Below are 23,317 nucleotides of genomic sequence, written 5' to 3' on the forward strand. Positions count from 1 at the left end.
TCGTTATTGGGCGGTCCAGCCGCCGTCCATGGTCCAGGCGGCGCCCCGTACCTGAGCAGCGGCCTGGCTGCACAGGAACAGCGCCAGTTCGCCCAACTGGTCGGTGGTGACGAATTCCTGCGACGGCTGCTTCTCGCTAAGCAGGTCGCGACGGGCCTGGTCCGGATCACTGCCGCGGCTGTCCAGCTGCTGCTGGATCAGCGGGGTGAGCACGAAACCCGGGCAGAGCGCGTTACAGGTGATGCCGGTGCGCGCGGTCTCCAGGGCGGTGACCTTGGTCAGGCCCACCACGCCATGCTTGGCGGCCACATAGGCGGCCTTGCCGGTGGAGGCCACCAGGCCATGCACCGAAGAGATGTTGATGATGCGCCCCCAGTCGCGCGCGCGCATGCCCGGCAGCGCCAGGCGGGTGGTGTGGAACACCGCCGAGAGATTGAGCGCGATCACCGCGTCCCAGCGCTCCACCGGAAAGTCTTCCACCGGCGCCACGTGCTGGATGCCGGCGTTGTTGACCAGGATGTCCACGCCGCCGAAGTCGCGCTGGGCGTAGGCGAAGAGCTCTTCGATCTCCTCCGGCCTGGACAGGTCGGCGCCGTGGAAGCCGCTGCGGCCGGGCAGGCTGGCCTGGGCCGCAGCGGGATCGCCGAAGCCGTTGAGGATGAGGGTGGCGCCAGCGGCGGCCAGGCGCTGGGCGATGCCCAGGCCGATGCCGCTGGTGGAGCCGGTGACCAGGGCGGTCTTGCCGGTGAGGTCCATGGCTGTCTCCTTAGACGAGGCCGGTCAGGTAGTAGAGGGCGATGACGAAGAACACCGCCACGGTCTTGATCAGGGTGATCTTGAACACGCCGCCATAGGCTTCGCGGTGGGTCAGGCCGGTCACCGCCAGCAGGGTGATGACCGCGCCGTTGTGCGGCAGGGTGTCCATGCCGCCGCTGGCCATGGCCGCCACCCGGTGCAGCACCTCCAGGGGGATGCCGGCCGCGTTGGCGGCGGCGATGAAGGTGTCGCTCATGGCGGCCAGGGCGATGCTCATGCCACCGGACGCCGAGCCGGTGATGCCGGCCAGCAGGGTCACGCTGACGGCTTCGTTGATCAGCGGATCGGGGATGGCCTTGAGGCCCTGGGCGAACAGCACGAAGCCGGGCAGGGCGGCGATCACCGCGCCGAAGCCGTATTCCGAGGCCGTGTTCATCCCGGCCAGCAGGGCACCGGAGACGGCGGTCTTGCTGCCTTCCGCCAGGCGTCCACGGATGGCGCCGAAGCCGGTCGCCAGCACCAGCAGGATGCCCGCCAGCAGCGCGCCTTCCACCGCCCAGATGCCGGTCAGCTTGGCGACTTCCTGGGTCACCGGTTTGGCCATGCCGGGCAGGGCCAGGTTATGGGTGGCGCCGTACCAGTCGGGAATCCAGCGGGTCAGCAAGAGGTTGAGCACGCCCACCAGCACCAGCGGCGCCAGGGCCAGCCAGGGATTGGGCAGCGGCAGGTCGGCAGCGGTCTCGGGTTCGTTGCGCAGCGGTACGCTGGCATAGCCTTCGCCACTGTTGCGCGCCTTGCGGCGAGCGCTGCCGAGGTAGGCCAGGCCCACGGCGATGACGAACAGCGATCCGGCCAGGCCCAGCCAGGGCGCGGCCCAGGCGGTGGTCTGGAAGAAGCTGGTGGGGATGATGTTCTGGATCTGCGGCGTGCCGGGCAGGGCGTCCATGGTGAAGGAGAAGGCGCCCAGGGCGATGGTCGCCGGGATCAGCCGCTTGGGGATGTCGCTCTGGCGAAACATCTCCGCGGCGAAGGGATAGACGGCGAAGACCACCACGAACAGCGAGACGCCGCCATAGGTGAGCAGGGCGCAGACCGCGACGATCACCGGGATGGCCCGCTCGCGACCGAGCAGACGAATGGCCGCGGCGACGATGGCGCGGGAAAAGCCCGACAGCTCGATCAGCTTGCCGAACAGGGCGCCCAGCATGAACACCGGGAAATAGAGTTTGAGAAAGCCCACCATCTTGTCCATGAACACCCCGGTGAAGGCGGGCGCCACGGCGGACGGGTCGGTGAGCAGCACGGCGCCGAGGGCGGCGAGAGGGGCGAAGAGGATGACACTGAAACCCCGGTAGGCCGCGAACATCAGCAGCGCCAGGGCGGCGAGTGCGATCAGGACACTCATGGCTTCTCCTAGAGCTTCGCCTGGGGCGAAGCGGTTCTTGTTGTTATAGGGCGATGCAGAGATCGCCCGAAGGCAGGAGCCAGAACCGTGCCAGATTCATAGGTTATTGTTTTGTATGGATTTTTATTTTGATCGCTGCCAATTACCGCCATTTTGTCTCAAAATCTGGACACCGTAGGTTGGGCTGAGCGCAGCGAAGCCCAGCAACAGCTCGACGCCGGCCATGTTGGGCTTCGACGATAAAGCCTTCTCCACCCAGCCTGCGCATGACTCGGTAGGAGCGGCCCATGGCCGCGATAGATCGTCAATCGCGGCCATGGGCCGCTCCTACAGGCTTTGTCTCTATCTATGGATCTGTCTCATATTCGAGACATCAGCCCCAACGCCACCAGCTTCTTGTATAGCGTAGAACGCCCCAACCCCAGGCGCCGGGCGGCTTCGTCCACCTTGCCGCCGCAGGCGGCCAGGGTCGCCTGGAACAATTCCCGGTCGAAGCGCTGGCGCGCTTCGGCGTAGGTTTCGCCGGTAGCGCTCGTCACAGGCTTGGCTGGCAGTTCGGCGGAAACGCCCAAGGCCTCCGCCAGCGCCGCGGCGTCCAGCTGGCTGTCGTCGCCCAGCAATACGGCGCGCTCCAGCACGTTGCGCAACTCGCGCACATTGCCGGGCCAGGGCTGGCGCTGCAGCAGGGCCAGGCCGTCGGCGGTGAGGTCGGGCGTCGACTGTCCGCCCACCTGCGGCAGCCCGTCGAGGATGGCCTCGGCCAGCAGCGCCAGGTCGTCCAGGCGTTCACGCAGCGGCGGGATGCGGATCGGCAGCACGTTGAGGCGGTAATAGAGATCGGCGCGAAAGCGTCCCTCGGCCACGGCGGTCTCCAGGTCGCGGGAGGTGGCGGCGATCATGCGCACGTCGCAGGCCAGCACCTCGTTGGAGCCCAGGGGTTCGTACTCCTTTTCCTGCAGCACCCGCAGCAGCTTGGCCTGCAGGGCCAGGGGCATGTCGCCGATCTCGTCGAGAAACAGGGTGCCGCCCTGGGCGATCTGCAGCTTGCCCGGGCGGGCGCGCCGTTCGGCACCGGTGAAGGCGCCCGGCGCGGTGCCGAAGAATTCCGCTTCCAGCAGGCTTTCCGGGATGGCTGCGGCATTGATGCTGACGAAGGGCCGCCCGGCCCGTGGCGAGGCGCCGTGAATGGCGTGGGCCAGCAACTCCTTGCCGGTGCCGGTCTCGCCCAAGAGCAGCACCGCAGCCTCGCTGGCGGCGGCGCGCCGGGCGCGGCGCTTGACCTCCAGGCTGACCGGGCCGCTGCCGACGAAGTGGCCGAAACCGTACTTGGCGGTGCGCGCATGCTGCAGCGAGCGCCGGGTGGTGGCCAGCTCTTCCTGGATACGCAGGTAGCGGGTCACCAGCGGCGCCAGTTGCTGCAACTGGTCGAACAGGGCGAAACCGATGGCACCGATCAGCTCGCCCTCGTCGGTATGGATCGGCAGGCGCATCACCACCAGCGGTCCGTTGCGGGTCTCCAGCATGTCCAGCAGGATCGGCTGGCCATTGCGCGCCACCTCGCGCAGCAGGCTGTGGGGAATAATCTGTTCCACCGGCTGACCGATGGCGGCGGCGGCATCCGGCAGGCCGAAGTGCTGGGCGTATCTCTGGTTGATCCAGACGATGCGCGCCTCGCGGTCGACGATCACCGTGCCGTTGCTGGTCTGCTCGATGATCTCGAACAGCGAGCGGATCGCCCGCTGGCGGATGTCGGCGTAGTCTTCCAGCCCGGGCAGACCCGGCGGGGTGCGGCTCATGGCTTCAGCGCATGGCGCAGCTGGTGCAGGCGTCGCTGGACGATGCGCTCGCGCCGCGCCGCGTCCCACTCATGGAAGCCGTGGCCGCTGCGCAGGCCGGTACGGCCGGCCGCCACTTGGTCTTCCAGCAGCTGTAGCGGCGCCTCGTCCCGCGCCAGGGTCGGCCAGAGATGCCGGGCGATGTCGCGAAAGGTATCCAGGCCACCCATGTCCGCCGCTTCCAGCGGCCCGGCCATGGCATAGCGCCGACCCAGGGAGGCGCGCATCACCCGGTCCACTGTCTCGGCGTCCGCCGCGCCGCTCTGCACGATGTGCAGGGCCTCGCGCAGCAGGGCGAATTGCAGGCGATTGCCGACGAAGCCGGGAATGGCGCGCTGCAGGACCACTGCTTCCAGTTCCGCGGCTTCCAGCAGTAGGCGCACGGATTCCAGATGGGCGGGCAGGGTGGCCGTGCCGGGCACCAGCTCCACCAGGGGAATGAAGTGCGGTGGATTCCAGAAGTGGGCGATCAGCAGGCGCTCGGGATGACGCAAGTGCGCGGCCAACTCGTCCGGTGGCAGGCCGCTGGTGTTGCTGGCGATCAGGGCGTCCGGGCGCAGCATGGCTTCGAGCTGGGCATAGAGGCGATGCTTGAGCTCCAGGCGCTCGGGCACGGCTTCGAACAGCAGGTCGCAGTCGGCGAGATCGGCCAGCTCGGTGGTGGTGCTGAGGCGGGCGATGACTGCCTCGGTGTCCACCGCGATGTCGGCTTCTTCCAGCTCGGCGAGCAGGGTGCGCGCGGTGGCGGCCACCTCGGCGAGGCGGGCGGGGTCGACGTCCTGCAGCTGCACGGCATGGCCGTGGCGCGCCAGGTGCACGGCGATGCCGATGCCCATGAGACCGGAACCCAGGACGGCGAGGCGTGGCGTGGTCATGATCTTTTCCTTGTGAGACGGCCGCGGCAACCGTCTCACACTTGACCGCCCCCGGCCAAGGCACGGGGCTGTGCCTTGCACCAAAGCCGGGCTCCAGGGACCGGCCGGCGAGGGCGTCCTGGCCTCTGCCATGCCGCTTGGCGAAGCCTGGCACGGCCACTGCTAAGTCTCAGGTACGCCCATCCCGAGGAATGCCTTATGAGCAACGCCGGCAACGACTATCCCCTGAGCGAAGTCCCGCCCCACGCCCGCAAGGGGCTGGCCTCCCTGGCCATGGTGCTGCTGGGCTTCACCTTCTTCACCGCCACCATGTTCGCCGGCGGCAAGCTGGGGGTGGCCTTCGGTTTCACCGACCTGCTGTGGGTGATCGCCCTCGGCAATCTGCTGCTGGGTCTCTATGCCGCCGCCCTCGGCCATATCGCCTGTCGCAGTGGCCTCAACTCGGTGCTGATGGGGCGCTTCGCCTTTGGCGAACGCGGCAGCAAGCTGTGCGACCTCATCCTCGGCTTCACCCAGATCGGCTGGTACGCCTGGGGGACGGCCACCGCTGCCGTGGTGCTGGGCAGGTACTTCGGCCTGGAGCAGGGCGCGGTGCTGGCGCTGATGGCGGTGTTCGGCCTGGGCTTCTGCGCCACCGCCTACATCGGCTACCGCGGCCTGGAGATCCTCTCCTGGATCGCCGTGCCGGCCATGGCGCTGCTGCTGATCCTGTCCATGAGCGTGACCACCGCCAAGGCCGGCGGTCTGGCCGGCCTGCTGGCGATCCAGCCCAGCGCCAGCCTGGACCTGTCCACCGCCATCACCCTGGTGTTCGGCACCTTCGTCAGCGGCGCCACCCAGGCCACCAACTGGACCCGCTTCGCCCGTTCCACCCGGGTGGCGGTGCTGGCCAGCCTGATCGGCTTCTTCATCGGCAACGGCCTGATGGTGCTGATCGGCGCCTATGGCGCCATCGTCTACCAGCAGCCGGACGTGGTGGAGGTGCTGATGCTGCAGGGCTTCGCCACCGCCGCCCTGGCCATGCTGCTGCTCAACATCTGGAGCACCCAGGACAACACCATCTACAACTTCGCCGTGGCCGGCTGCAATCTGGTGCGTACCAGCCGCCGCAAGACGGTGACCCTTGCCGGCGCCCTGATCGGTACCGCCCTGGCCGTGCTGGGCATGTACGACCTGCTGGTGCCCTATCTGGTACTGCTCGGCACGGTGATCCCACCCATCGGCGGGGTGATCGTCGCCGACTTCTGGCTGCGCCATCGCGGGCGCTATCCGCTGCTCGCCGAGGCCCGCCTGCCGCACTACAACTGGCCGGGGCTGGCGGCCTACGGCCTGGGCACCATCGCCGCCTTCGGTTCGCCCTGGGTGGCGCCCCTGGTGGGCATCGGGGTGGCGGCGCTCGGCTATGGCGTGTTCAATGGCCTGAGTCGCGGTCGTCGTGCCGCCGCCCCCGCTTCGCTCTAGGAGATCGACCATGCGCATCCTCAACGCCCGCCTGCGTGACCGCGAAGGCCTGTATGACATCCGCCTCGAAGGCGGACGCATCGCCGCCATCGCCGAGCAGCTCATGCCGCCTGCGGTAGGGCCGGACGACATCGACGCCGCTGGCAACCTGGTAGTGCCGCCCTTCGTCGAGCCGCACATCCACCTCGACGCCACCCTGACCGCCGGCGAGCCGCGCTGGAACATGAGCGGCACCCTGTTCGAGGGCATCGAGTGCTGGGGCGAGCGCAAGGCCACCATCACCCAGGAAGACACCAAGACCCGCGCCACACGCACCATCCGCGCCCTGGCCGCTCACGGCATCCAGCACGTGCGCACCCACGTCGACGTCACAGATCCGTCGCTGGCCGCACTCAAGGCCATGCTGGAGGTGCGCGAGGAAACCCGCCACCTGATCGACCTGCAAATCGTCGCCTTTCCCCAGGAGGGCATCGAGTCCTTCAAGAACGGGCGCGAGTTGATGGAGGAATCCATTCGCCTGGGCGCGGATGTGGTCGGCGGCATCCCGCACTTCGAATACACCCGCGACCAGGGCGTGAGCTCGGTGAAATTCCTCATGGACCTGGCCGAGCGCACCGGCTGCCTGGTGGACGTCCATTGCGACGAGACCGACGATCCCCACTCGCGCTTTCTCGAGGTGCTGGCCGAAGAGGCACGCAGCCGCGGCATGGGTTCGCGGGTCACCGCCAGCCACACCACCGCCATGGGCTCCTACGACAACGCCTACTGCGCCAAGCTGTTCCGCCTGCTGACCCACGCCGGCATCAACTTCATCTCCTGCCCGACCGAGAGCATCCACCTGCAGGGCCGCTTCGACACCTTTCCCAAGCGCCGCGGCGTGACCCGGGTCAACGAGTTGCTGGAGGCCGGCCTCAACGTCTGCTTCGCCCAGGATTCCATCGTCGATCCCTGGTATCCGCTGGGCAACGGCAACATCCTGCGGGTGCTGGAAGCGGGGCTGCACATCTGCCACATGCTCGGCTATCGCAACCTGCAATCGGCGCTGGATCTGGTCACGGTCAACAGCGCCAAGGCCCTGTGCCTGGGCGATCGCTACGGCCTGGAGGAGGGGCGACCGGCCAACCTGCTGGTGCTCTCCGCTGACAGCGACTACGAGATGGTCCGCAGTCAGGGCCTGCCGCTGTACTCCATCCGTAACGGCAAGGTACTGATGCAGCGCCGCCCGGCACAGGTGGAATTGGCGGATCGGTAACGGGTGGCGGTCCGCCGATGCGGACAGGCTTGTGCCGGTCGCCTGCGATTTTCGGGGCTGGCGAAGATCTGATTATCGCTCGGACAGAGCCCCTCTCCCTCCGGGAGAGGGCTGGGGTGAGGGTACGCCTCATGCCGCGGTCCCCTGTGGAAAAGGCTGCGCCGTTTTCCACGCTACGGTGCTACGACACTGAGACCCATTCGGACAACCCCCTCTCCCTCTGGGAGAGGGCTGGGGTGAGGGCGCGCCTCATGCCGCAGTCCCCGGTGGAAAAGGCTGCGCCGTTTTCCACGCTACGACGCTGATCCTTGGTCGAAAATCCCCCTCTCCCTTTGGGAGAGGGTTGGGGTGAGGGCGCGCCCCATGCCGACGTCCCCGGTGGAAAAGGCTGTGCCGTTTTCCACGCTACGGCGTTGATCGCGGCCATGGGGCGCTCCTGCAGGAGAATCGGAATCCGTAGGAGCGGCCCATGGCCGCGATCGGCGTCCCCCGGCAACAGCGGATCGCCATAACCGCAACCAACATTACCCATGTCGCGTCCCATCGCGTCGGGCTTCGCTGGTGCTCAATTCAACCTGTGAATCCTACCGCCCACTCTCGGCGAAATCCCGCAGCGCCGCGCCGTCCAGACGATAGCGCACCCATTCGCTCTGGGCCTGGGCGCCCAGGCTTTCGTAGAAGTCGATGGCCGGGGTGTTCCAGTCCAGCACGCTCCATTCCAGGCGGCCGCAGTCATTGGCCACCGCTTCCCGGGCCAGTTCGCGCAGCAGGCCCTTGCCCAGGCCAGTGCCGCGGGCGCTGGGGCTCACATAGAGGTCTTCCAGGTAGATGCCGTTGCGGCCCAGCCAGGTGGAATAGCTGTAGAAATACACGGCATAGCCCACCACCACGCCGTCGTGCTCGGCGACCAGCGCCCGGGTCGGGGTGTCGGCGGCGAACAGCGTCGCCTCGATCTGGGCCGGACTGGCCAGCACCTCATGGACGGCCTTTTCATAGTCGGCCAGTTCGACGATCAGTTCGTGAATCCGGGTGGCGTCTTCGCGGCGGGCGGGGCGGATCTGGGAGGTCATGGGGTCCTTGGCTAGGTCGCGGGGCGGCGGCGACCTCAGGAGGGCGCCACGGCCCGATTGGCGGACCCGGACAGCATGGCGGCGACCTGCGCAGCCAACTGGTCCAGGGTAAAGGGCTTGGTCATCAGCTCCATGTTACCACCCAGGAAGGAGGTCCTACTGAGTGCGCCCTCGGCGTAGCCGGTGAGGAACAGCACCGGCAGCCGCGGCCTGAGCTGCTGGATGACCTCCGCCAGCTGGCGACCATTGAGGCCCGGCAGACCGACGTCGGTTACCAGCAGGTCCAGCTGCGGGATCTGATCCAGAAGACGCAGCGCGGCCTTGCCCTCGGCCGCGCTCCAGACCCGATAGCCCAAGGCTTGCAGCGCCTCCTGATTGACCAGCCGTACCGCATCGTCGTCTTCCACCAGGAGGATGGTCTGGCCGGCACCCTGGACGAGCTCCGCCGGCTCGGCGCGCTGCGGCTCGCGGCGCTGTTCCGCCGTGGGCAGATAGACGCACACCCGGGTTCCGCTGGCGTCACTGGCGAGGGTCAGGCGGCCATTGCTCTGCCGGGCGAAGCCATAGACCATCGACAGCCCCAGACCGGTGCCCTGGCCCTGGGGCTTGGTGGTGAAGAAGGGCTCGAGCACCTTGTCCAGCAACCGCTCCGGAATGCCGGTTCCGCTGTCCCGCACCTCGATGCAGACATAGTCTCCTGGAGGCAGCGCCTCGTCTTCGGCCGCCGGCTCGGTGACCGTCACCGGATAGGTCGCCAGGGTGACGACGCCGCCATCCGGCATGGCATCGCGGGCATTGATCACCAGGTTGAGGAGGGCATTCTCCAGCTGGTTGGCGTCGGCCAGGATCCAGGGCGCCGTCGGGTCCAGTTCCAGCGTCACCGAGATCTGCTCGCTCACGGTGCCCTGCAGCAGATCCTGCAGCGCCAGGATCAGGTCGTTGGCCGACATCGGGCGCGATTCCAGCGATTGCCTGCGCGAGAAGGCCAGCAACCGCTGGGTGAGCGCCGCCGCCCGATGCGCCGAGTGCTGCGCCGCCTCCATGTAGCGCTCCAGGCCGGCAAGTTGCCCCTTGTTCTTGATCTTCATCAGGTCCAGGGCGCCCAGCACCCCGGTGAGCATGTTGTTGAAGTCATGGGCGATGCCGCCGGTGAGCTGGCCGACCGCTTCCATCTTCAGTGACTGACGCAGCTGCTCTTCGGCGCGACTGCGTTCGGCGGTTTCCCGCTGCAATTCGCTAAGGGTAAGCGCCAGGGTACGGGTGCGCTCCTCGACCTGGACTTCCAGTTCTTCGTTGAAGCGGCGCAAGGCCAGTTCCGCGCGTTTCTCCTCGCTGATGTCGGCGATCACCGTGGTCGCACCGATGATCTGCTGGCCGGCGTCGTGAAGCGGCACCGCGCTCACCCGCAGCCAGGATTCCTCGCCGGTGGCACTGGTGTGATAGAAGTCCTGCCCCTTGACCCGCTCGCCACCCAGCGCCCGAGCGCCCGGGAAACGTTCGGGCGGCAGCAGCCGGCCATTGCTGTCGAGCGCGGTCCAGCGCGCCACTTCCTGCGGTTGCTGGGACGGAATGCGCTGACCCGGCACGTACTGCTCATAGAAGGGATTGCTGACCAGGGTGCGGCCCTGGGCATCCATGAAGCACACCCCCACCGGCAGGTTCTCCAGCAGCGTCTGCAGGCGTTCGCGCTCCTGGGCGAGTTCGGCGAGACGGTCGCGCATCTCGAACTGGCGCAGTCGCGACCGCCAGGCGGCGGCCACGCTGCTCAGCAGGGAGGCCCCACTCAGGGGCCGCTCCAGGATGACCAGATTGGTGGCGGCCGCGGGCAGCTGACGACGCAGGAGATCGTTGCCGCGGCCCGAGCGTTTGGAGTCGGAAGCCAGCAGCACCAGCGGGATGTCCGACCAGGTCGGCTGGCGCTCCAAGGCCTGCGCCAGAGCGTTCAGCTCCTGGCGCAGAGCCTCCTCGGTAAACACGATGATGCCCGTCTCGTCGCCCAGCGCGGCTGCAACCTCGTTGAGCGTGGACAGGTAGCGCGTGTGATAGCCCTGGGTGAAGAGTCGCTGCAGGCTGGCGGCATCGCCCCGGAGCGGGGCACAGATGATCAGCTCGCAGGAAGACGTCTTGGTCTCGGTCAATCGCGCTCTTCCATCAGGGGTTGCTTGGCACCGAAGTACTCCGGGGTGCCGGTCAGCACGCCGCGGAAGTCCACCAGGGGCTGACCCACCCGGATGCCCCGGGTATCGATGCGCAATTCCCGAATCGCGTCCTCGTGGCCGCCACCGCGGTGCTTGAGGATGGAAATGGCCTTGCGCAGTCGGCCCTGGGCCTCGAAGAAACGGATCAGCACCACGGTATCGGCGATGTAGGAGATGTCGAGGCTGGAGGTCATCGTCCCGACCAGACCGTGCTGGGGATTGATGAGAAAGGTCACCACCCCGGACTGACTCAGGTAGGAAAGCAACTCGTGCATCTGCAGGATCAGGTGTTGCTCCTGGGGCATGGCGGCGAGGTAGCCGTTGAGGCTGTCCATGACCAGCAGTCGGCAGTCGTTCTCATCGACATCCCGCCGTACGCGCCAGGCGAATTCGCCGGGAGACAGTTCGGCCGGATCGATCTGGTGGACCACCAGCAGACCCTCGTCGATATAGCGATGGAGCGGCATACCCATGCTTTCCGCGCGCTTGAGCAGGGTGCCGATACGCTCGTCGAATTCATAGACGGCGCACCTTTCGCCGCGCGCGCAGGCCGCGGTGACATATTGCAGGGCCAGGGTCGTCTTGCCGGTACCGGCCGGGCCGGTGATCAGGGTGCTGGTGCCGCGCAGGGGGCCACCATGCAGCAGCGCATCCATGTCCGCGATGTTGCTGGGCACGGGCTGGCCCACGAATTCCTGGTAGTGCCCTGCGGCGATCATGCGCGGATAGATCTCCAGGCCGCCGCGGCGCAGGACGAAGTCGTGATAGCCGGCGATGAAGTCCACGCCACGCAACTTCTGGATCTGCAGGCGCCGGCGGGCGGCGCCGAAGTCCAGGGTCAGGCGCTCTAGGGTCAGCACCCCGTGGCAGAGGCTGTGCAGATGATTGTCTCGCTCGCCCCCACTGGTGGTCAGGTCGTCCACCAGCAACACGGTCAGGCCGCGCCCGGCGAAGAATTGCTTGAGCGCAAGCACCTGGCGGCGATAGCGCAAGGGATCCTGGGCCAGCAGGCGCATCTCCGACAGGCTGTCGAACACCAGGCGGCGCGGCTGGAGGTCGTCGACGCGGGCCTGGATCAGCTCGATGGTGTCACCCAGTTCGGACTCCCAGGGATGCAGGATGGTCTGCTCCTGCGCACCGCCGAGCACGGCATCGGCGGCGGACAGCTCGAACAGGTGCACGCCGTCCAGGCTCCAGCCGTGGGACTCGGCCACGCACCGCAGCTCTTCGCTGGTCTCCGACAGGGTGATATAGAGCACCGACTCGCCCTGGCGGACGCCTTCGAAGAGAAACTGCAAGCCCAGGGTCGTCTTGCCCGAACCTGGGGTGCCCTCCAGCAGGTAGAGCCGATCCTTGGGTAGACCGCCGCGCAGGACCTGATCCAGGCCGGCATTGCCTGTCGCGATAATGGACGCGCTAGAAGAATTCATGGATGGCCAAACCTCGCGGCGTCGGAAACGAAGAGCACGGAAAACATGCGGCGCAGACGGCTGCTGGAGCAGAGGCGCCGTGCGTTACGCTGAGGTGAAGGGAGCGATGGAGCTGCGTTGGAACCATGCAGCGGAAAAAACGGAGGGCGCGATCCGCGCCCCGTTAATCGCAAGTCTAATCGTGTCGCTAGTCCAAGGCCACTCCGACCCATCGACACGGCCCGGCCCCGGCGCGGGTAAGAGGGCTCGCACCCTCAGGCGATCCCGTTGGGTCCGTCCAGCACCCGGCGAATCTTGCGCGCAAGATCGTTGGGGATATAGGGCTTGGAGATCACATCGAATTCCGAACCGCCGATGTCGGTGCGCTCCAGCGAATTCTCGGCGTAGCCGGTGGTGAGCAGTATCTTCATCGCCGGGTGCAGGCGTTTCACCTCGCGCGCCAGCATCACCCCATTCATGCCGCCCGGCATGATCAGGTCGGTGAACACCAGGTCGAACGGCTGCTCGTCTTCGCGCAGCAGGCGTAGGGCTTCGCTGGCATTGAAGGCGATCTGCGCGGTGTAGCCGTAGTCTTCCAGCACCAGCTTGGCCAGTTCCGCAACGTCCGGACGGTCTTCCACCACCAGGATGCGCTCGGTACCGCTGCGGCGCTCCGAGCGCTGCTCGGCCTGTTGCTGGGTGACATGGCTGTCATCCACCGGAAAGTAAAGGCGCAGGGTGGTGCCGACGTCTTCTTCCGAATAGATGCGCACCGTGCCGCCGGATTGCTTGGCGAAGCCATAGACCATCGACAGGCCGAGCCCCGAGCCCTTGCCTTCTTCCTTGGTGGTGAAGAAGGGATCCATCACCCGATCGCGGATGCTGGCCGGCATGCCGTGGCCGTTGTCGGTGATCGCCAGGCTGACATAGCGCCCGGGCATGAGGCCGTCGTAGGACATGTTCGCCAGCTCGCGCACCTCGACGTTGCGCGTCTCGATGCCCACGCTGGGCTGCGGGCAATCCGCCAGGGCGTCGCGGGCGTTGATCAGGATATTGAGCAGCGCCACCTCGGCCTGGGTGGGATCGATGCGGCAATTCCACAGCTCGGGGTCCAGCTGGGTGCGGATTTCCACGTCGCCCAGGGTCCGCTCCGCCAGTTCATGGGAGGTGCGGATCAGGTTGTTGAGGTTGAGTACCCGGCCTTCGAGCTTCTGCTTGCGGGAAAAGGCCAGCAGCTGCTGGGTGAGGGTACTGGCGCGCTCCGCCGCCGACTTGGCGTGGGTGGCGCTGCGCACGATGCGTTCCTGGTCGAAGCTGGGCTTTTCCGCAGTGCGCTGGATGATGTCGATATAGCCCATCATCACCTGCAGCAGATTGTTGAAGTCGTGGGCGATGCCGCCGGTGAGCTGGCCTAGCGCCTCCATCTTCTGCGCCTGGCGCAGGGCGTCCTCGGCGTCGCGCCGCCGGCTGACATCCAGCTGGGACGCGAAGTAGTAGGTCAGCTCGCCCGCGTCGTTGTACACCGGCGAGACGAACAGCGCATTCCAGAAGGTCGAGCCGTCCTTGCGGTAGTTGATGATCTCCACCGAGATCTCGCGCTCCTGCTCCACCGCCTCGCGAATCTGGCCGACCACCGAACGATCCGTCTCTGGTCCCTGCAGGAAGCGGCAGTTGCGCCCCAGCAACTCGTCCACCTGGTAGCCGGTCATGTCGGTGAAGGCGTTGTTGGCGAAGATGATCGGGTTGTCCGGCTGCTTGGGATCGGTCACCAGCATCGGCATCCGCGTGGTTTCCACCGCGGCAAAGAAGATGTTCTTGCCCTCGTGCGAAACATCGCTGGTAGCGGAATTGTCGACCCGCGCCTTGCGGGAGGGGGGCTGTCGGCTCACGGAGGCGGGGTCCTTGCGCAGGCGAAAAATGGGCGTCTTGGCCCTCAGACAGCCAAGCGGCGAAAAAACTTCATCCGCGCCCCTCACGAGGCCGTCTGGCATGGTTCTTTTAAGGGCTGAAAGCCAGGCGTGGCGCGGGTTTGAAGGCAATTGGCCAGCCTACCGCTCACCTGCCTCAGGTGACCGTTAGGTAGGTTCGGGGAGAACCTCTCCCGCCTTCGCTGTCTGAGCTGCCATGAAGCCGAGAAGCCTTGAAATACAAAGACAAATTCTTGTTCTGGAAGACGATCCGGGGCAGCGCGAGCTGCTGACCGAAATCCTCACCGAGCAGGGGCTGAATGTCGTGGCAGTCGCCTCCAGCGATGAAGCGATGGCTCATATGGACACCCGCGGCAGCGATACCAAGATGGTCATCGCCGACGTCAACGTGCCGGGCATGCTGGACGGTCTGGCCTTCGCCCAGCTCGCGGCGGTGAGCTGGCCCACGGTGCCCTTCATCATCATTTCCGGCTACATCGACCAGGATCTCGCCGTCCTGCCGCGGCGCGCTGCCTTCCTGCCCAAACCCTGGAGCGTGGCCGACCTCAGCCAGTTGGTCGAGAGCCTGCTGCCGCGTCGCTAGTGTCCTGCTTCATGGAATAGAGCGGCTTGACCGTGGCTTCCTCCCCGCACCTGTCATCCTGCCTTTTGTCCCCCGAATAGACACGCTCGTCGGCCTCGACCGGTCGTGACTGGCCAAATGATATGACGTCCGTCGGCATGCTGGTTTTGCAGGGAACCAAATGCGCTGAACGCTATCAATGTGCCATCTATTCCCGACTGGCAAGGAGCGCTTCATGGACGCAGTCATCACCCAGATTTCTCAGATCACCGATTGGGAATTTCTCATTGCGCTGGAGCGCAGCCTGGAGAGCCGCGGTCGCCTCGACCTGGCCGCGCGAGAAGCCCTCGAACGCCAGGGCAATCTGCTCTCGCGCCGTTACCTGATGCAGAAGGGAAAGCTCGGCAACGGCCCCTTCACCCCGGTGGAAAACGAGATCCTCGACGTCCTGGCCATGGCCACCGCCGCTCTGCGTCGCAGCCGCCGTCTGCCCCATAACATCGTCAAGACCCTGCGTGCAGGTGGTCTGATCGAAGCGGTCGAGCGTAACGTCTGCCACGCCGGCGCCCTGCAGTGCCGCACCGACTTCGAAGCCGACGGCATTCCCCGCGGCACCCTGGAGCGCATCGTCGATCGCAATCCCCAGGCCTTCGAACTGGAAGCCCGCCGCGCCGCCGCCCGCTACATCGCCGACCAGGAACCCGCCTTCCGCGCCGCCGGTTGAGCCTTGCCATGGCCGCCTGCGGGCGGCCATCGCGGTACGAGGACAGGCTGATCGTCGTCCTGACCCCGTGCTACCGTTTCGAGCCTCTCCCGCCGAAACGAGCCCCGCCATGTCCCTCGCCGACAACCTGCTGGCCTTTACCCTGGCCGCGTCCCTGCTCACCCTTACTCCGGGTCTCGATACCGCGCTGATCCTGCGCACCGCCGCGGTAGAGGGCCGCGCCCAGGCCTGGCGCGCGGCCCTGGGGATCAACGCCGGCTGCCTGCTCTGGGGCGCCGCCGTGGCCTTCGGCCTGGGCGCGCTGCTGGCGGTCTCGGAACGGGCCTATACGCTGCTCAAGTATTGCGGCGCGGCCTACCTCTGCTGGCTCGGCCTCAACCTGCTGCTGCGCCCCCGTAATGCCATTGCCCCCACGGCAGGCGCGGGCGGCTCAGGCTCCAACTGGTTCCTCAAGGGGATGCTGGGCAACGTGCTCAATCCCAAGGTCGGCATCTTCTACGTGTCCTTCCTGCCCCAGTTCATTCCCCAGGGCCAACCTCTGATCGCCTGGACCTTCGGCCTGGTCGCCATCCATGTGGCGCTGGGCCTGCTCTGGTCCCTGACCCTGATCGGCGCCACCAGTACCCTGGGCGAGACCCTGCGCAAGGCCGCGGTGATCCGCTGGCTGGATCGGGTGACGGGGGTGGTCTTTCTGCTGTTCGCCGCCAAGCTGGCGTTTAGCCGGCGATAGAGAGGGGGGAGGGCGGCGCTCCTTGGGGCGCCAAGGCCAAACCCCAGAAACGACAAAGCCCGCACTAGGCGGGCCTTGGGGTGATCCTTGCGGATCAAATTGGTCGGAGCGACTGGATTCGAACCAGCGACCTTCTCGTCCCGAACGAGACGCGCTACCAAACTGCGCTACGCTCCGTGATGGATGGCGCGCATTCTACCTAAAACTCATGCAAGCACAAGGGGTTAGGTAAAAAAATCGCGCCGGGCAGGAATCAGAGCTCCTTGATGGTGCGAACCTGGTCCTTGTTGATGCGGGTCGGCTTGCCGTCGAGCTGCTTGAAGGTATAGAAGCCCGAGTCGTCATCGTACTTCGGCGTGTCGGTGGCCTGGATCTCGCGGCCATCGTTGAGGGTGATGACGCTGGGCGTGGAGCAGCCGGCGAGCAGGGCGCTGGCGACGACCAGCAGGGCGGCGGGGAGCAGGTGCTTGTTCATGTGACGGTCTCCTTTCTTGGCAACCAAGCGGGCTTAGGACCGCGGGTGCAGGGCCGAGTTCGTCCGGGAACCGGTGGGTCACGCCGTCTGGCCGGGTGGTTCGCCGCGTTCAGACCGCGCTTTCCAGCGCCGCGGGGTCGTTGAAGTTGGCCAGGCGAATATCGTCTTCAGTGAAGTCCACGGCGGCCAGGCCAAGGGGCAGCAGGGCGCCACGCGGACTGCGCTCGCCATCCGCCCAGGCCTGGCGCAAGGCCGGCAACAGGCGCCGGGGCAGGGCGCTGAACAGCGGTTGCCAGAAGCCACTCTGGCGCGCCATCACCGGGCCCGCGCTCGCCTGGGCCGCCGCGAGCAGTTGCAGGGCGAGGGCGGCATCGATGCGCGGCGCATCGCAGGGCAGCAGCAGCACCCAGTCATGCCGCGCCACGGCGAGGCCGGCGAGGATGCCGGCCAGCGGGCCGGGAAAGTCCGGTTGGTCATCGGCCACCAGTTGGTCGGCCCACTGGGCATAACGCGGCGCATTGCGGTTGCAGGAGATCACCAGGTCATCGGTCAGTGGCCTTACCGCGGCCTGCACCTGGGCCACCAGGGGTTGGCCGCGCCATTCCACCAGTCCCTTGTCGCGTCCGCCCATGCGCTGGCCGCGACCGCCGGCGAGGATCAGGATGGAAGCGGGCAGAAGGGACATGCAGCGGACCTCGGCTTTCGGACGTGGGGAGCGGGCTTTCATCCTAGCCCGGTTTCGCCGCTGGCGGTCGGCTGGAGTGGGGTTTGTCCGGGCGCAACGGCTGGGCTAGACTCGGGCGCGCCCCGTGCAAAGGGGCGTGCTAGACACCTTTGATCCCTGCCGTGCGCTGGCGGGGAGTCCCTGCCCAGAAGGAGTTTGGAAACGATGAAGACGATGCTGCTCCCTGCGTTGGCTCTGGCCGCCTTGCCCGCCTTTGGTGCGGGCGGTGGTGAACCTCCCTCGGTCAAGGTCACCTTTGGCCAGCCGACCATCCGCCAGAAGCTGTTCTACGAAAAGCTCTACGAGAAGAAGCCCTATCCCGACGCCACCCTCTATTACTACAGCAACGGCGTCTACAAGATCATCTCGCCCGGCGAGGAGCACTACGGCGTCTACGTGGTGCACGGCAAGCTGACCGACGACCAGTACCAGGTGGATTTCATCTCCCTGCCGTCCGCGGACTGGGGTGGCAAGACGGCCCGGCATTTTCTCAAGTTCGATCGGAAGGCCGGCACCTTCACCCAGCAGGCAACCTGGGAGGAAGACCCGAATATCGCGCCCCAGTACGGCCGCTTCAGCCAGGATGCCAACGACATCGCCGATCCGCGTCCCATCAAATGGGAGACCCATGCCGAAGGCGAACAACGCCAGCGCTAGGCGTGGCCAGGCGCCCTCTCGGTTGAAGGGGCGCCGGCTTTTCCTCTAGGCTGTGACGATGCAGCCTTCTCGGACCTTCCCCGCGATCCTGGCCGACAGTCGGCGCGGCTATCTCCTGGCCGGTGCCAGTCCGGCGCTCCCCCTTTCGGGAAACCCGCGGCCCGTCCGGCGGTCTTCCGCTGCACCCTTTCTTTCGCACACTTCGGAAACCCAAGCAGATGAGCCATAAAGCCGAGGCGGTTTTCGTACCGCTGAACATCGCCGTCCTGACGGTCAGCGATACCCGCACCTTCGAGACCGACACCTCGGGTCAGCTGTTCGTCGACCGCCTGGAGGCCGCCGGCCATTTCCTCGCCGACCGCGTGCTGCTCAAGGATGACCTCTACCGGATCCGCGCCCAGGTCGCCCATTGGATCGCCGAAGACCAGGTGCAGGTGGTGCTGATCACTGGCGGCACCGGCTTCACCGGTCGCGACAGCACCCCGGAAGCCGTGGCCTGCCTGCTGGACAAGCAGGTGGATGGCTTCGGCGAACTGTTCCGCCAGATTTCCGTGGCCGACATCGGCACCTCCACCGTGCAGTCCCGCGCCCTGGCCGGCCTGGCCAACGGCACCCTGGTCTGCTGCCTGCCGGGGTCGACCAATGCCTGCCGCACCGCCTGGGACGGCATCCTCGCCGAGCAGCTGGACAACCGTCATCGCCCCTGCAACTTCGTGCCGCACCTTAAGCAGGCCGAACCCTGCGGGCCACGCGGATGAGCCTGCTGTCGCTGGAAGAGGCCCTGGCGCGACTGCTGGCCCTGGCGGCCGAAGACGGTCCCTTGCCTCTGGAGCAGGTCGCCCTGGAAGACGCCGACGGCCGCATCCTGGCCGCGCCCCTGGTAGCCGACCTGGATCTGCCGCCCTGGGACAACAGCGCCATGGACGGCTACGCCCTGCGCCTGGACGACTGGCAGGGCGAACCGCTGCGGGTCTCCCAGCGCATCTTCGCCGGCCAGGCACCGGCCCCGCTGGAGCCGGGAACCTGCGCCCGCATCTTTACCGGTGCGCCGGTGCCGGCGGGTGCCGACTGCGTGGAAATGCAGGAAAACACCGAGGTGCTGGACGATGGCCGGGTGCGCTTCGTCGAGCAACTGCGGTCGGGCCGCAACATCCGGCGCCGCGGCAACGAGGTCAAGGTGGGGGACGAGGTCCTGTCGGCCGGCACCGCCCTGGGTCCTGCGGAGCTGGGCGTCGCTGCGTCCCTCGGCCGGGCCCAGCTGACTGTCTTTCGGCGCCTCAGGGTCGCGGTGCTGTCCACCGGCGATGAACTGGTCGCGCCCGGCCAGCCGCTCGGCCCGGGGCAGATCTACAACAGCAATCGCGCCCTGCTGATCAGCTGGTTGCGGCGGCTGGGCTGCGAGGTGTCGGACCAGGGCATCCTGCCCGACGATCTCGCCGAGACGCGCCGGCGGCTGGGCGCGCTGCAGGCCGATCTGATCCTTTCCACCGGCGGTGTCTCGGTGGGCGAAGCCGACTACCTGGGGCAGGCCCTGCGCGAGGAGGGCGAGCTGACCCTGTGGAAGCTGGCGCTCAAGCCGGGCAAGCCGCTGACCTGTGGGCGCTTCCGTGGGATCCCGCTGATCGGCCTGCCGGGCAATCCCGCCTCGACCCTGGTGACCTTCGGTCTGCTGGCGCGGCCCTATCTGCTGCGGCGGGCCGGCAAGATCGACGTGGCACCCTTGAGCGTCGAGGTGCCGGCCGGTTTCGACTGGCCGCGTGCCGGTGCGCGCCGCGAATACCAGCGGGCGCGCCTGGAGAATGGCCGGGCGGTACCCCACCGTAACCAGGGCTCCAATGTGCTGCAGACGGCGGCCTGGGCCCATGGCCTGGTGGAGATCCGCGAGGACCGCACCTTCGCCGTGGGTGACCCGGTGCGCTTCATTCCGCTCGCGGAATTGCTCAAGGCCTAGCCAACCGGCGGTCAGGACTGAACGTGGCCGTTGGGCCACAGTCCTAGTCTCCAGATTCGCTCGCCGGGCGCTGCCCGGTACCTGACGCGGCATCTCGCCGCGCAGCGCCAACCTTGGACGACAGACATGACGACGACAGGCACCCTGGCTGACGCAGCCCTGGTCATTCTCAATGGCAAGGAAACCGGTAACGAGGACGTTCGGGAGGCCATTCTCGAACGGCGTGCCGCCGGTCATCGCATCGATGTGCGGGTGACCTGGGAAGAAGACGATGCCGCGCGCTTCGTCGAGCAGGCGACCCGCGAAGGCTACGGTACCCTGGTCGCGGCCGGCGGCGACGGCACCCTGCGGGCGGTGGCCGAGGCCATGGCGCAGAACCACAGCCAGGCCCGTCTCGGCCTGCTGCCCCTGGGGACCGCCAACGACTTCGCCCGCGCGGCGGGTGTGCCGGTGGAGCCTGCCGCGGCCCTGGCCCTGCTGGACGGTCCGACCAGCGCCATCGACCTGGTCGAGGCGGAGGGTCAGCTGTTCCTCAACATGGCCACCGGCGGCTTCGGCTCCCAGGTCACCGCCAACACCCCGGGTGAACTCAAGCGCCTGCTGGGTGGTGCGGCCTACTTCCTCACCGGCCTGACCCGCTTCGCCGAGGTGCATTCGGCCCATGGCCGTTTCCGCGGTCCCGGTTTCGAATGGGAAGGCGAATTCCTCGCCCTGGGCATCGGCAACGGTCGCCAGGCCGGCGGTGGTCACGTGCTCTGTCCCACCGCCGTGGTCAACGATGGCCTGCTCGACGTGGGTATCCTGCCGGCGTCCCAGGACGTGCTCGGCACCCTGGGCGAATTTCTCAGCAAGGGCTTCAGCACCGAGGAGATGTTCATCCGCGCGCGACTGCCCTGGGTGGAGCTGGAAGCCGCCGAAGGCCTGGACATGAACCTCGATGGCGAACCGGTCAAGCGAGACCGGGTGAGATTCGAGGTGCGTCCGGGTATCCTGCAGGTCTGTCTACCGGTGGATTCGCCCCTGCTGGGCGAGACCGCCGGCACCCTGGCCGAGCCGGCGGCGACGTCCTGAGCAGGCGCCTGCGGAGGTAACGTTGGAGCTACTGATCAATGCGGGAATCGTGCTGGCCACCGTGGCCGGCATGGAAGCCTTCGCCTGGTGGTCGCACAAGTACATCATGCATGGCTGGGGGTGGGGCTGGCATGAATCCCACCACCGCCCGCGTACCGGCTGGTTCGAGAAGAACGATCTCTATGCGGTGGTCTTCGCTGGCCTCGCGATCCTGCTGATCGCCCTGGGCAATGCCGGCTACTGGCGCCTGCAGTGGATCGGCGCTGGCATGACCCTCTATGGCCTGCTGTACTTCATCGCCCACGACGGCCTGGTGCATCAGCGCTGGCCATTTCGCTACATCCCGCGCAGCGGCTATCTGAAGCGGCTCTATCAGGCGCATCGCATGCATCATGCGGTGGACGGCAAGGACGGCTGCGTGTCCTTCGGTTTCCTGCTGGCGCCCACCACCCAGCAACTCAAGCAGCAGCTGCGCGAGATACACGGCGGCGCCCTGGATTCTTCGCGCGAGCGCAAGGCGCGGGATCAGGTGCAGGAAGGTGCGGATTAGGCGGGAGAGGGGAGCGCCTCCGAGGAGGCGCTAAGCAGGGTCAGGCGACGGCGGGAGTGTCGTCGTAGGCGGCGAACAGGGAGTGGGCGTACTGACTGCGTTCGCTTTCGTTACGCAGCAGATCGATGAATTCCTTGGCCGGCGGATTCAGGGTACCCGCTTCGGCAGCGGTGACCACCTGGGCCTGTTCTCCGGCCGCCAGTTCGGCGAAACCGGCACCCAGACGCTCGGTGCAATAGCTGTCCACCACGGCCAGACCGTCACGCAGCAGATCGCGCAGGTTGGCGCCCTGCTGGACCTGCGCCTGCTCGTCGAAGGGATCGACGATGTTGGAACGGTCGCCGTGGGCGTAGGGGGTCAGCATGTGGCGATCGATGAACTCGGGCAGCCGGGCATCGGCCTGCTCGCTGTCGGCCTGCAGGTGAGCGCAGAGGGCGACCAGGGTGCGCCACTGGGTGGCGTTGAAGAATTCGGGCTTGTAACCGGACTGCGCGTTAGCGGAAAGGCCAAGGGCAAGTAGTGACGAGGAGGCAGCGAAGCGATCGTGTGAAACAGCCGTTTCCGTCTTGTGCATGTGCAAATCCCATACTCGTAGGCTGACTACCGGATGCAGCGCTCTGGCTCAGGCATCCATCCATCCGCGGCCCACCAGGGGTCGCTTTAATCCGACCCGTTTATCGCATAAAAGTTTGCAGGTGGGCAGCCCCAAGATGCGCACAAATGTGACCGAAGCGCGATCGCTGGCGTCAGCGCCGCGGCCGGGTCCAGAGCTCGCTCGCGCGTGGCTCGTCGCGCTGGTGGCGGGACAGCATGGCGCGCGCGGCGCCGCGGCAGACCAGGCGCAGCTTGTCGGCGGTGCTGGTGCTGACCCGCTGATCCCAGGCATGGGCGCCCAGGTGCAGCACCTGCACGCCGATCTCGCGATAGACGCCGCGGGCGGTGGCGATGGCCCAGGCCGAACGCAGGGGCAGGGCGGCCAGGCCCTGGCGTGCCGAGTCGTAGTAGGGCTCGGCCAGGCGCACCAGACGCTCGGCCAGCTGGGCGACGGCTTCGCGATGGCGCGGCGCGGCCAGTTCGTCCGCCGGCACCCCGAGTTCGTCGAGCCATAGCCGCGGCAGATAGACGCGGCCGATGCGGGCGTCCTCGACGATGTCGCGGGCGATGTTGGTGAGCTGGAAGGCCATGCCCAGGTCGCAGGCACGATCCAGGGTTTCCTCGTCTTCGGCGCCCATGATGCGCGCCATCATCACCCCGACCACCCCGGCGACGTGATAGCAGTACTCCAGGGTGTCTTCCAGTTCCACATAGACGCGCTCCTCGACGTCCATGCGAAAGCCGGCCAGGTGATCCAGCGGCAGCGCAAGGGTAATGCCGTGGCGCTTGACCACCCGCTGGAAGGCGGCGAAGGCCGGATCCTGCAGCGGCTCGTCGCCGTAGGCGGCGCGGGTCAGGCGTTCCAGCTCGGCCAGGCGTTCCCCCCCGGCGCGGCGATCGCCGTCGACCTGGCCATGGCCCAGTTCCTGGCCATCGATGACGTCGTCGCAGTGGCGACACCAGGCATAGAGCAGCACGGCGCTCTCGCGGGTTTCGGGGGCGAACAGCTTGGCAGCCGCAGCAAAGCTCTTGGAACCGACGGCAATGCTCTGCTCGGCGTGGTCGACGACGTCAGGGGTGGCTGGCATGG

23 protein-coding genes and 1 tRNA gene are annotated in these 23,317 nt (G+C 67.0%); 10 read left to right on the forward strand and 14 right to left on the reverse strand.

What is annotated here, in order from left to right:
- Window positions 1–3: 3 nt before the first annotated feature.
- The 5 genes from QKY98_RS15040 to QKY98_RS15060 form a co-directional block, all read right to left on the reverse strand.
- Window positions 4–756 (reverse strand): 3-hydroxybutyrate dehydrogenase, encoded by a 753-nt coding sequence (locus QKY98_RS15040; protein ID WP_044341388.1) that lies wholly within the window; start codon window positions 754–756, stop codon window positions 4–6.
- A gap of 10 nt (window positions 757–766) precedes the next feature.
- Window positions 767–2,161, reverse strand: a complete 1,395-nt coding sequence (locus tag QKY98_RS15045) for a GntP family permease (protein ID WP_074584685.1) — start codon at window positions 2,159–2,161, stop codon at window positions 767–769.
- A 123-nt stretch (window positions 2,162–2,284) separates the two neighbouring features.
- Window positions 2,285–2,479 carry a hypothetical protein gene (locus tag QKY98_RS15050; protein WP_144946184.1) on the reverse strand — a complete coding sequence of 65 codons (195 nt, stop codon included), beginning with the start codon at window positions 2,477–2,479 and terminating at the stop codon, window positions 2,285–2,287.
- Window positions 2,480–2,520: 41 nt separating this feature from the next.
- A complete protein-coding gene (locus QKY98_RS15055; RefSeq protein WP_284671163.1) occupies window positions 2,521–3,957 on the reverse strand; it encodes a sigma-54 interaction domain-containing protein in 1,437 nt (478 codons plus the stop codon).
- Window positions 3,954–4,871, reverse strand: a complete 918-nt coding sequence (locus tag QKY98_RS15060; protein ID WP_284671164.1) for a 3-hydroxyacyl-CoA dehydrogenase family protein — start codon at window positions 4,869–4,871, stop codon at window positions 3,954–3,956. Before QKY98_RS15060 ends, QKY98_RS15055 begins: the two co-directional genes overlap by 4 nt.
- Window positions 4,872–5,069: 198 nt before the next feature.
- Here QKY98_RS15060 and codB point away from each other — a divergent pair, with 198 nt between their 5' ends.
- Window positions 5,070–6,332: a cytosine permease gene (gene codB, locus QKY98_RS15065; protein ID WP_027602796.1), complete on the forward strand. Its 1,263-nt coding sequence runs from the start codon at window positions 5,070–5,072 to the stop codon at window positions 6,330–6,332.
- 10 nt (window positions 6,333–6,342) lie between these two features.
- Window positions 6,343–7,584, forward strand: a complete 1,242-nt coding sequence (gene codA / locus QKY98_RS15070) for a cytosine deaminase (protein ID WP_044341383.1) — start codon at window positions 6,343–6,345, stop codon at window positions 7,582–7,584.
- A gap of 584 nt (window positions 7,585–8,168) precedes the next feature.
- Here codA and QKY98_RS15075 read toward each other — a convergent pair.
- From QKY98_RS15075 to QKY98_RS15090, 4 genes are all read right to left on the reverse strand, one after another.
- Window positions 8,169–8,654 carry a GNAT family N-acetyltransferase gene (locus QKY98_RS15075; protein WP_027597567.1) on the reverse strand — a complete coding sequence of 162 codons (486 nt, stop codon included), beginning with the start codon at window positions 8,652–8,654 and terminating at the stop codon, window positions 8,169–8,171.
- Window positions 8,655–8,689: 35 nt separating this feature from the next.
- On the reverse strand, window positions 8,690–10,792 hold the full coding sequence (locus QKY98_RS15080) for an ATP-binding protein (RefSeq protein WP_042135548.1): 2,103 nt from the start codon (window positions 10,790–10,792) through the stop codon (window positions 8,690–8,692).
- Complete coding sequence (locus QKY98_RS15085) at window positions 10,789–12,282, reverse strand: ATPase domain-containing protein (protein WP_144946199.1); 1,494 nt, start codon at window positions 12,280–12,282, stop codon at window positions 10,789–10,791. Before QKY98_RS15085 ends, QKY98_RS15080 begins: the two co-directional genes overlap by 4 nt.
- A gap of 254 nt (window positions 12,283–12,536) precedes the next feature.
- On the reverse strand, window positions 12,537–14,150 hold the full coding sequence (locus QKY98_RS15090; protein WP_007162860.1) for a histidine kinase famiy protein: 1,614 nt from the start codon (window positions 14,148–14,150) through the stop codon (window positions 12,537–12,539).
- Window positions 14,151–14,385: 235 nt separating this feature from the next.
- On the opposite strand from QKY98_RS15090, the gene QKY98_RS15095 reads away from it, so the two are divergent.
- The 3 genes from QKY98_RS15095 (at window position 14,386) to QKY98_RS15105 (ending at window position 16,205) form a co-directional block, all read left to right on the forward strand.
- Complete coding sequence (locus QKY98_RS15095; protein WP_052504098.1) at window positions 14,386–14,772, forward strand: response regulator; 387 nt, start codon at window positions 14,386–14,388, stop codon at window positions 14,770–14,772.
- Between the two features lie 214 nt (window positions 14,773–14,986).
- Window positions 14,987–15,475: a hypothetical protein gene (locus tag QKY98_RS15100; RefSeq protein WP_027597570.1), complete on the forward strand. Its 489-nt coding sequence runs from the start codon at window positions 14,987–14,989 to the stop codon at window positions 15,473–15,475.
- A gap of 109 nt (window positions 15,476–15,584) precedes the next feature.
- A complete protein-coding gene (locus QKY98_RS15105; protein ID WP_284671165.1) occupies window positions 15,585–16,205 on the forward strand; it encodes a LysE family translocator in 621 nt (206 codons plus the stop codon).
- A gap of 100 nt (window positions 16,206–16,305) precedes the next feature.
- Here the strand turns inward: QKY98_RS15105 and QKY98_RS15110 are convergent.
- The 3 genes from QKY98_RS15110 to mobA all read right to left on the reverse strand — a co-directional run bounded on the left by QKY98_RS15110 (window position 16,306) and on the right by mobA (window position 17,365).
- A tRNA-Pro gene (locus tag QKY98_RS15110) sits at window positions 16,306–16,382 on the reverse strand.
- Between the two features lie 76 nt (window positions 16,383–16,458).
- Complete coding sequence (locus QKY98_RS15115; protein ID WP_059314378.1) at window positions 16,459–16,680, reverse strand: YgdI/YgdR family lipoprotein; 222 nt, start codon at window positions 16,678–16,680, stop codon at window positions 16,459–16,461.
- Between the two features lie 109 nt (window positions 16,681–16,789).
- Window positions 16,790–17,365: a molybdenum cofactor guanylyltransferase MobA gene (mobA, locus tag QKY98_RS15120; RefSeq protein ID WP_284671166.1), complete on the reverse strand. Its 576-nt coding sequence runs from the start codon at window positions 17,363–17,365 to the stop codon at window positions 16,790–16,792.
- A 204-nt stretch (window positions 17,366–17,569) separates the two neighbouring features.
- Here mobA and QKY98_RS15125 point away from each other — a divergent pair, with 204 nt between their 5' ends.
- The 5 genes from QKY98_RS15125 (at window position 17,570) to QKY98_RS15145 (ending at window position 21,633) form a co-directional block, all read left to right on the forward strand.
- The gene (locus tag QKY98_RS15125; protein ID WP_027597574.1) at window positions 17,570–18,061 is read left to right on the forward strand and encodes a hypothetical protein; all 492 of its coding nucleotides are present in this window, start codon (window positions 17,570–17,572) and stop codon (window positions 18,059–18,061) included.
- A 218-nt stretch (window positions 18,062–18,279) separates the two neighbouring features.
- Window positions 18,280–18,819: a molybdenum cofactor biosynthesis protein B gene (gene moaB, locus QKY98_RS15130; protein ID WP_007162868.1), complete on the forward strand. Its 540-nt coding sequence runs from the start codon at window positions 18,280–18,282 to the stop codon at window positions 18,817–18,819.
- A complete protein-coding gene (locus tag QKY98_RS15135) occupies window positions 18,816–20,012 on the forward strand; it encodes a molybdopterin molybdotransferase MoeA (protein WP_074584674.1) in 1,197 nt (398 codons plus the stop codon). Before moaB ends, QKY98_RS15135 begins: the two co-directional genes overlap by 4 nt.
- Window positions 20,013–20,138: 126 nt before the next feature.
- Entirely contained in the window at window positions 20,139–21,083 is a 945-nt protein-coding gene (yegS, locus tag QKY98_RS15140; RefSeq protein ID WP_007162870.1) for a lipid kinase YegS, read from the forward strand.
- 22 nt (window positions 21,084–21,105) lie between these two features.
- Window positions 21,106–21,633 (forward strand): sterol desaturase family protein, encoded by a 528-nt coding sequence (locus tag QKY98_RS15145; protein ID WP_027602819.1) that lies wholly within the window; start codon window positions 21,106–21,108, stop codon window positions 21,631–21,633.
- A 40-nt stretch (window positions 21,634–21,673) separates the two neighbouring features.
- On the opposite strand, the gene QKY98_RS15150 is transcribed toward QKY98_RS15145, so the two are convergent.
- Complete coding sequence (locus QKY98_RS15150; protein ID WP_007162872.1) at window positions 21,674–22,207, reverse strand: gluconate 2-dehydrogenase subunit 3 family protein; 534 nt, start codon at window positions 22,205–22,207, stop codon at window positions 21,674–21,676.
- Between the two features lie 172 nt (window positions 22,208–22,379).
- Complete coding sequence (locus QKY98_RS15155) at window positions 22,380–23,315, reverse strand: phytoene/squalene synthase family protein (protein WP_284671167.1); 936 nt, start codon at window positions 23,313–23,315, stop codon at window positions 22,380–22,382.
- Window positions 23,316–23,317: the final 2 nt, after the last annotated feature.

The organism is Pseudomonas sp. HR1, assembly GCF_030175875.1.
Lineage (GTDB): Bacteria > Pseudomonadota > Gammaproteobacteria > Pseudomonadales > Pseudomonadaceae > Chryseomonas > Chryseomonas oryzihabitans.

Excerpts from the sequence above, each read along its gene's own strand:
- QKY98_RS15040 (WP_044341388.1), bottom strand. The coding sequence starts at position 756 with ATGGACCTCACCGGCAAGACCGCCCTGGTCACCGGCTCCACCAGCGGC.
- QKY98_RS15045 (WP_074584685.1), bottom strand. The coding sequence starts at position 2,161 with ATGAGTGTCCTGATCGCACTCGCCGCCCTGGCGCTGCTGATGTTCGCG.
- QKY98_RS15050 (WP_144946184.1), bottom strand. The coding sequence starts at position 2,479 with ATGGCCGCGATTGACGATCTATCGCGGCCATGGGCCGCTCCTACCGAG.
- QKY98_RS15055 (WP_284671163.1), bottom strand. The coding sequence starts at position 3,957 with ATGAGCCGCACCCCGCCGGGTCTGCCCGGGCTGGAAGACTACGCCGAC.
- QKY98_RS15060 (WP_284671164.1), bottom strand. The coding sequence starts at position 4,871 with ATGACCACGCCACGCCTCGCCGTCCTGGGTTCCGGTCTCATGGGCATC.
- codB (WP_027602796.1), top strand. The coding sequence starts at position 5,070 with ATGAGCAACGCCGGCAACGACTATCCCCTGAGCGAAGTCCCGCCCCAC.
- codA (WP_044341383.1), top strand. The coding sequence starts at position 6,343 with ATGCGCATCCTCAACGCCCGCCTGCGTGACCGCGAAGGCCTGTATGAC.
- QKY98_RS15075 (WP_027597567.1), bottom strand. The coding sequence starts at position 8,654 with ATGACCTCCCAGATCCGCCCCGCCCGCCGCGAAGACGCCACCCGGATT.
- QKY98_RS15085 (WP_144946199.1), bottom strand. The coding sequence starts at position 12,282 with ATGAATTCTTCTAGCGCGTCCATTATCGCGACAGGCAATGCCGGCCTG.
- QKY98_RS15095 (WP_052504098.1), top strand. The coding sequence starts at position 14,386 with ATGAAGCCGAGAAGCCTTGAAATACAAAGACAAATTCTTGTTCTGGAA.
- QKY98_RS15100 (WP_027597570.1), top strand. The coding sequence starts at position 14,987 with ATGGACGCAGTCATCACCCAGATTTCTCAGATCACCGATTGGGAATTT.
- QKY98_RS15105 (WP_284671165.1), top strand. The coding sequence starts at position 15,585 with ATGTCCCTCGCCGACAACCTGCTGGCCTTTACCCTGGCCGCGTCCCTG.
- QKY98_RS15115 (WP_059314378.1), bottom strand. The coding sequence starts at position 16,680 with ATGAACAAGCACCTGCTCCCCGCCGCCCTGCTGGTCGTCGCCAGCGCC.
- mobA (WP_284671166.1), bottom strand. The coding sequence starts at position 17,365 with ATGTCCCTTCTGCCCGCTTCCATCCTGATCCTCGCCGGCGGTCGCGGC.
- QKY98_RS15125 (WP_027597574.1), top strand. The coding sequence starts at position 17,570 with ATGAAGACGATGCTGCTCCCTGCGTTGGCTCTGGCCGCCTTGCCCGCC.
- moaB (WP_007162868.1), top strand. The coding sequence starts at position 18,280 with ATGAGCCATAAAGCCGAGGCGGTTTTCGTACCGCTGAACATCGCCGTC.
- QKY98_RS15135 (WP_074584674.1), top strand. The coding sequence starts at position 18,816 with ATGAGCCTGCTGTCGCTGGAAGAGGCCCTGGCGCGACTGCTGGCCCTG.
- yegS (WP_007162870.1), top strand. The coding sequence starts at position 20,139 with ATGACGACGACAGGCACCCTGGCTGACGCAGCCCTGGTCATTCTCAAT.
- QKY98_RS15150 (WP_007162872.1), bottom strand. The coding sequence starts at position 22,207 with ATGCACAAGACGGAAACGGCTGTTTCACACGATCGCTTCGCTGCCTCC.
- QKY98_RS15155 (WP_284671167.1), bottom strand. The coding sequence starts at position 23,315 with ATGCCAGCCACCCCTGACGTCGTCGACCACGCCGAGCAGAGCATTGCC.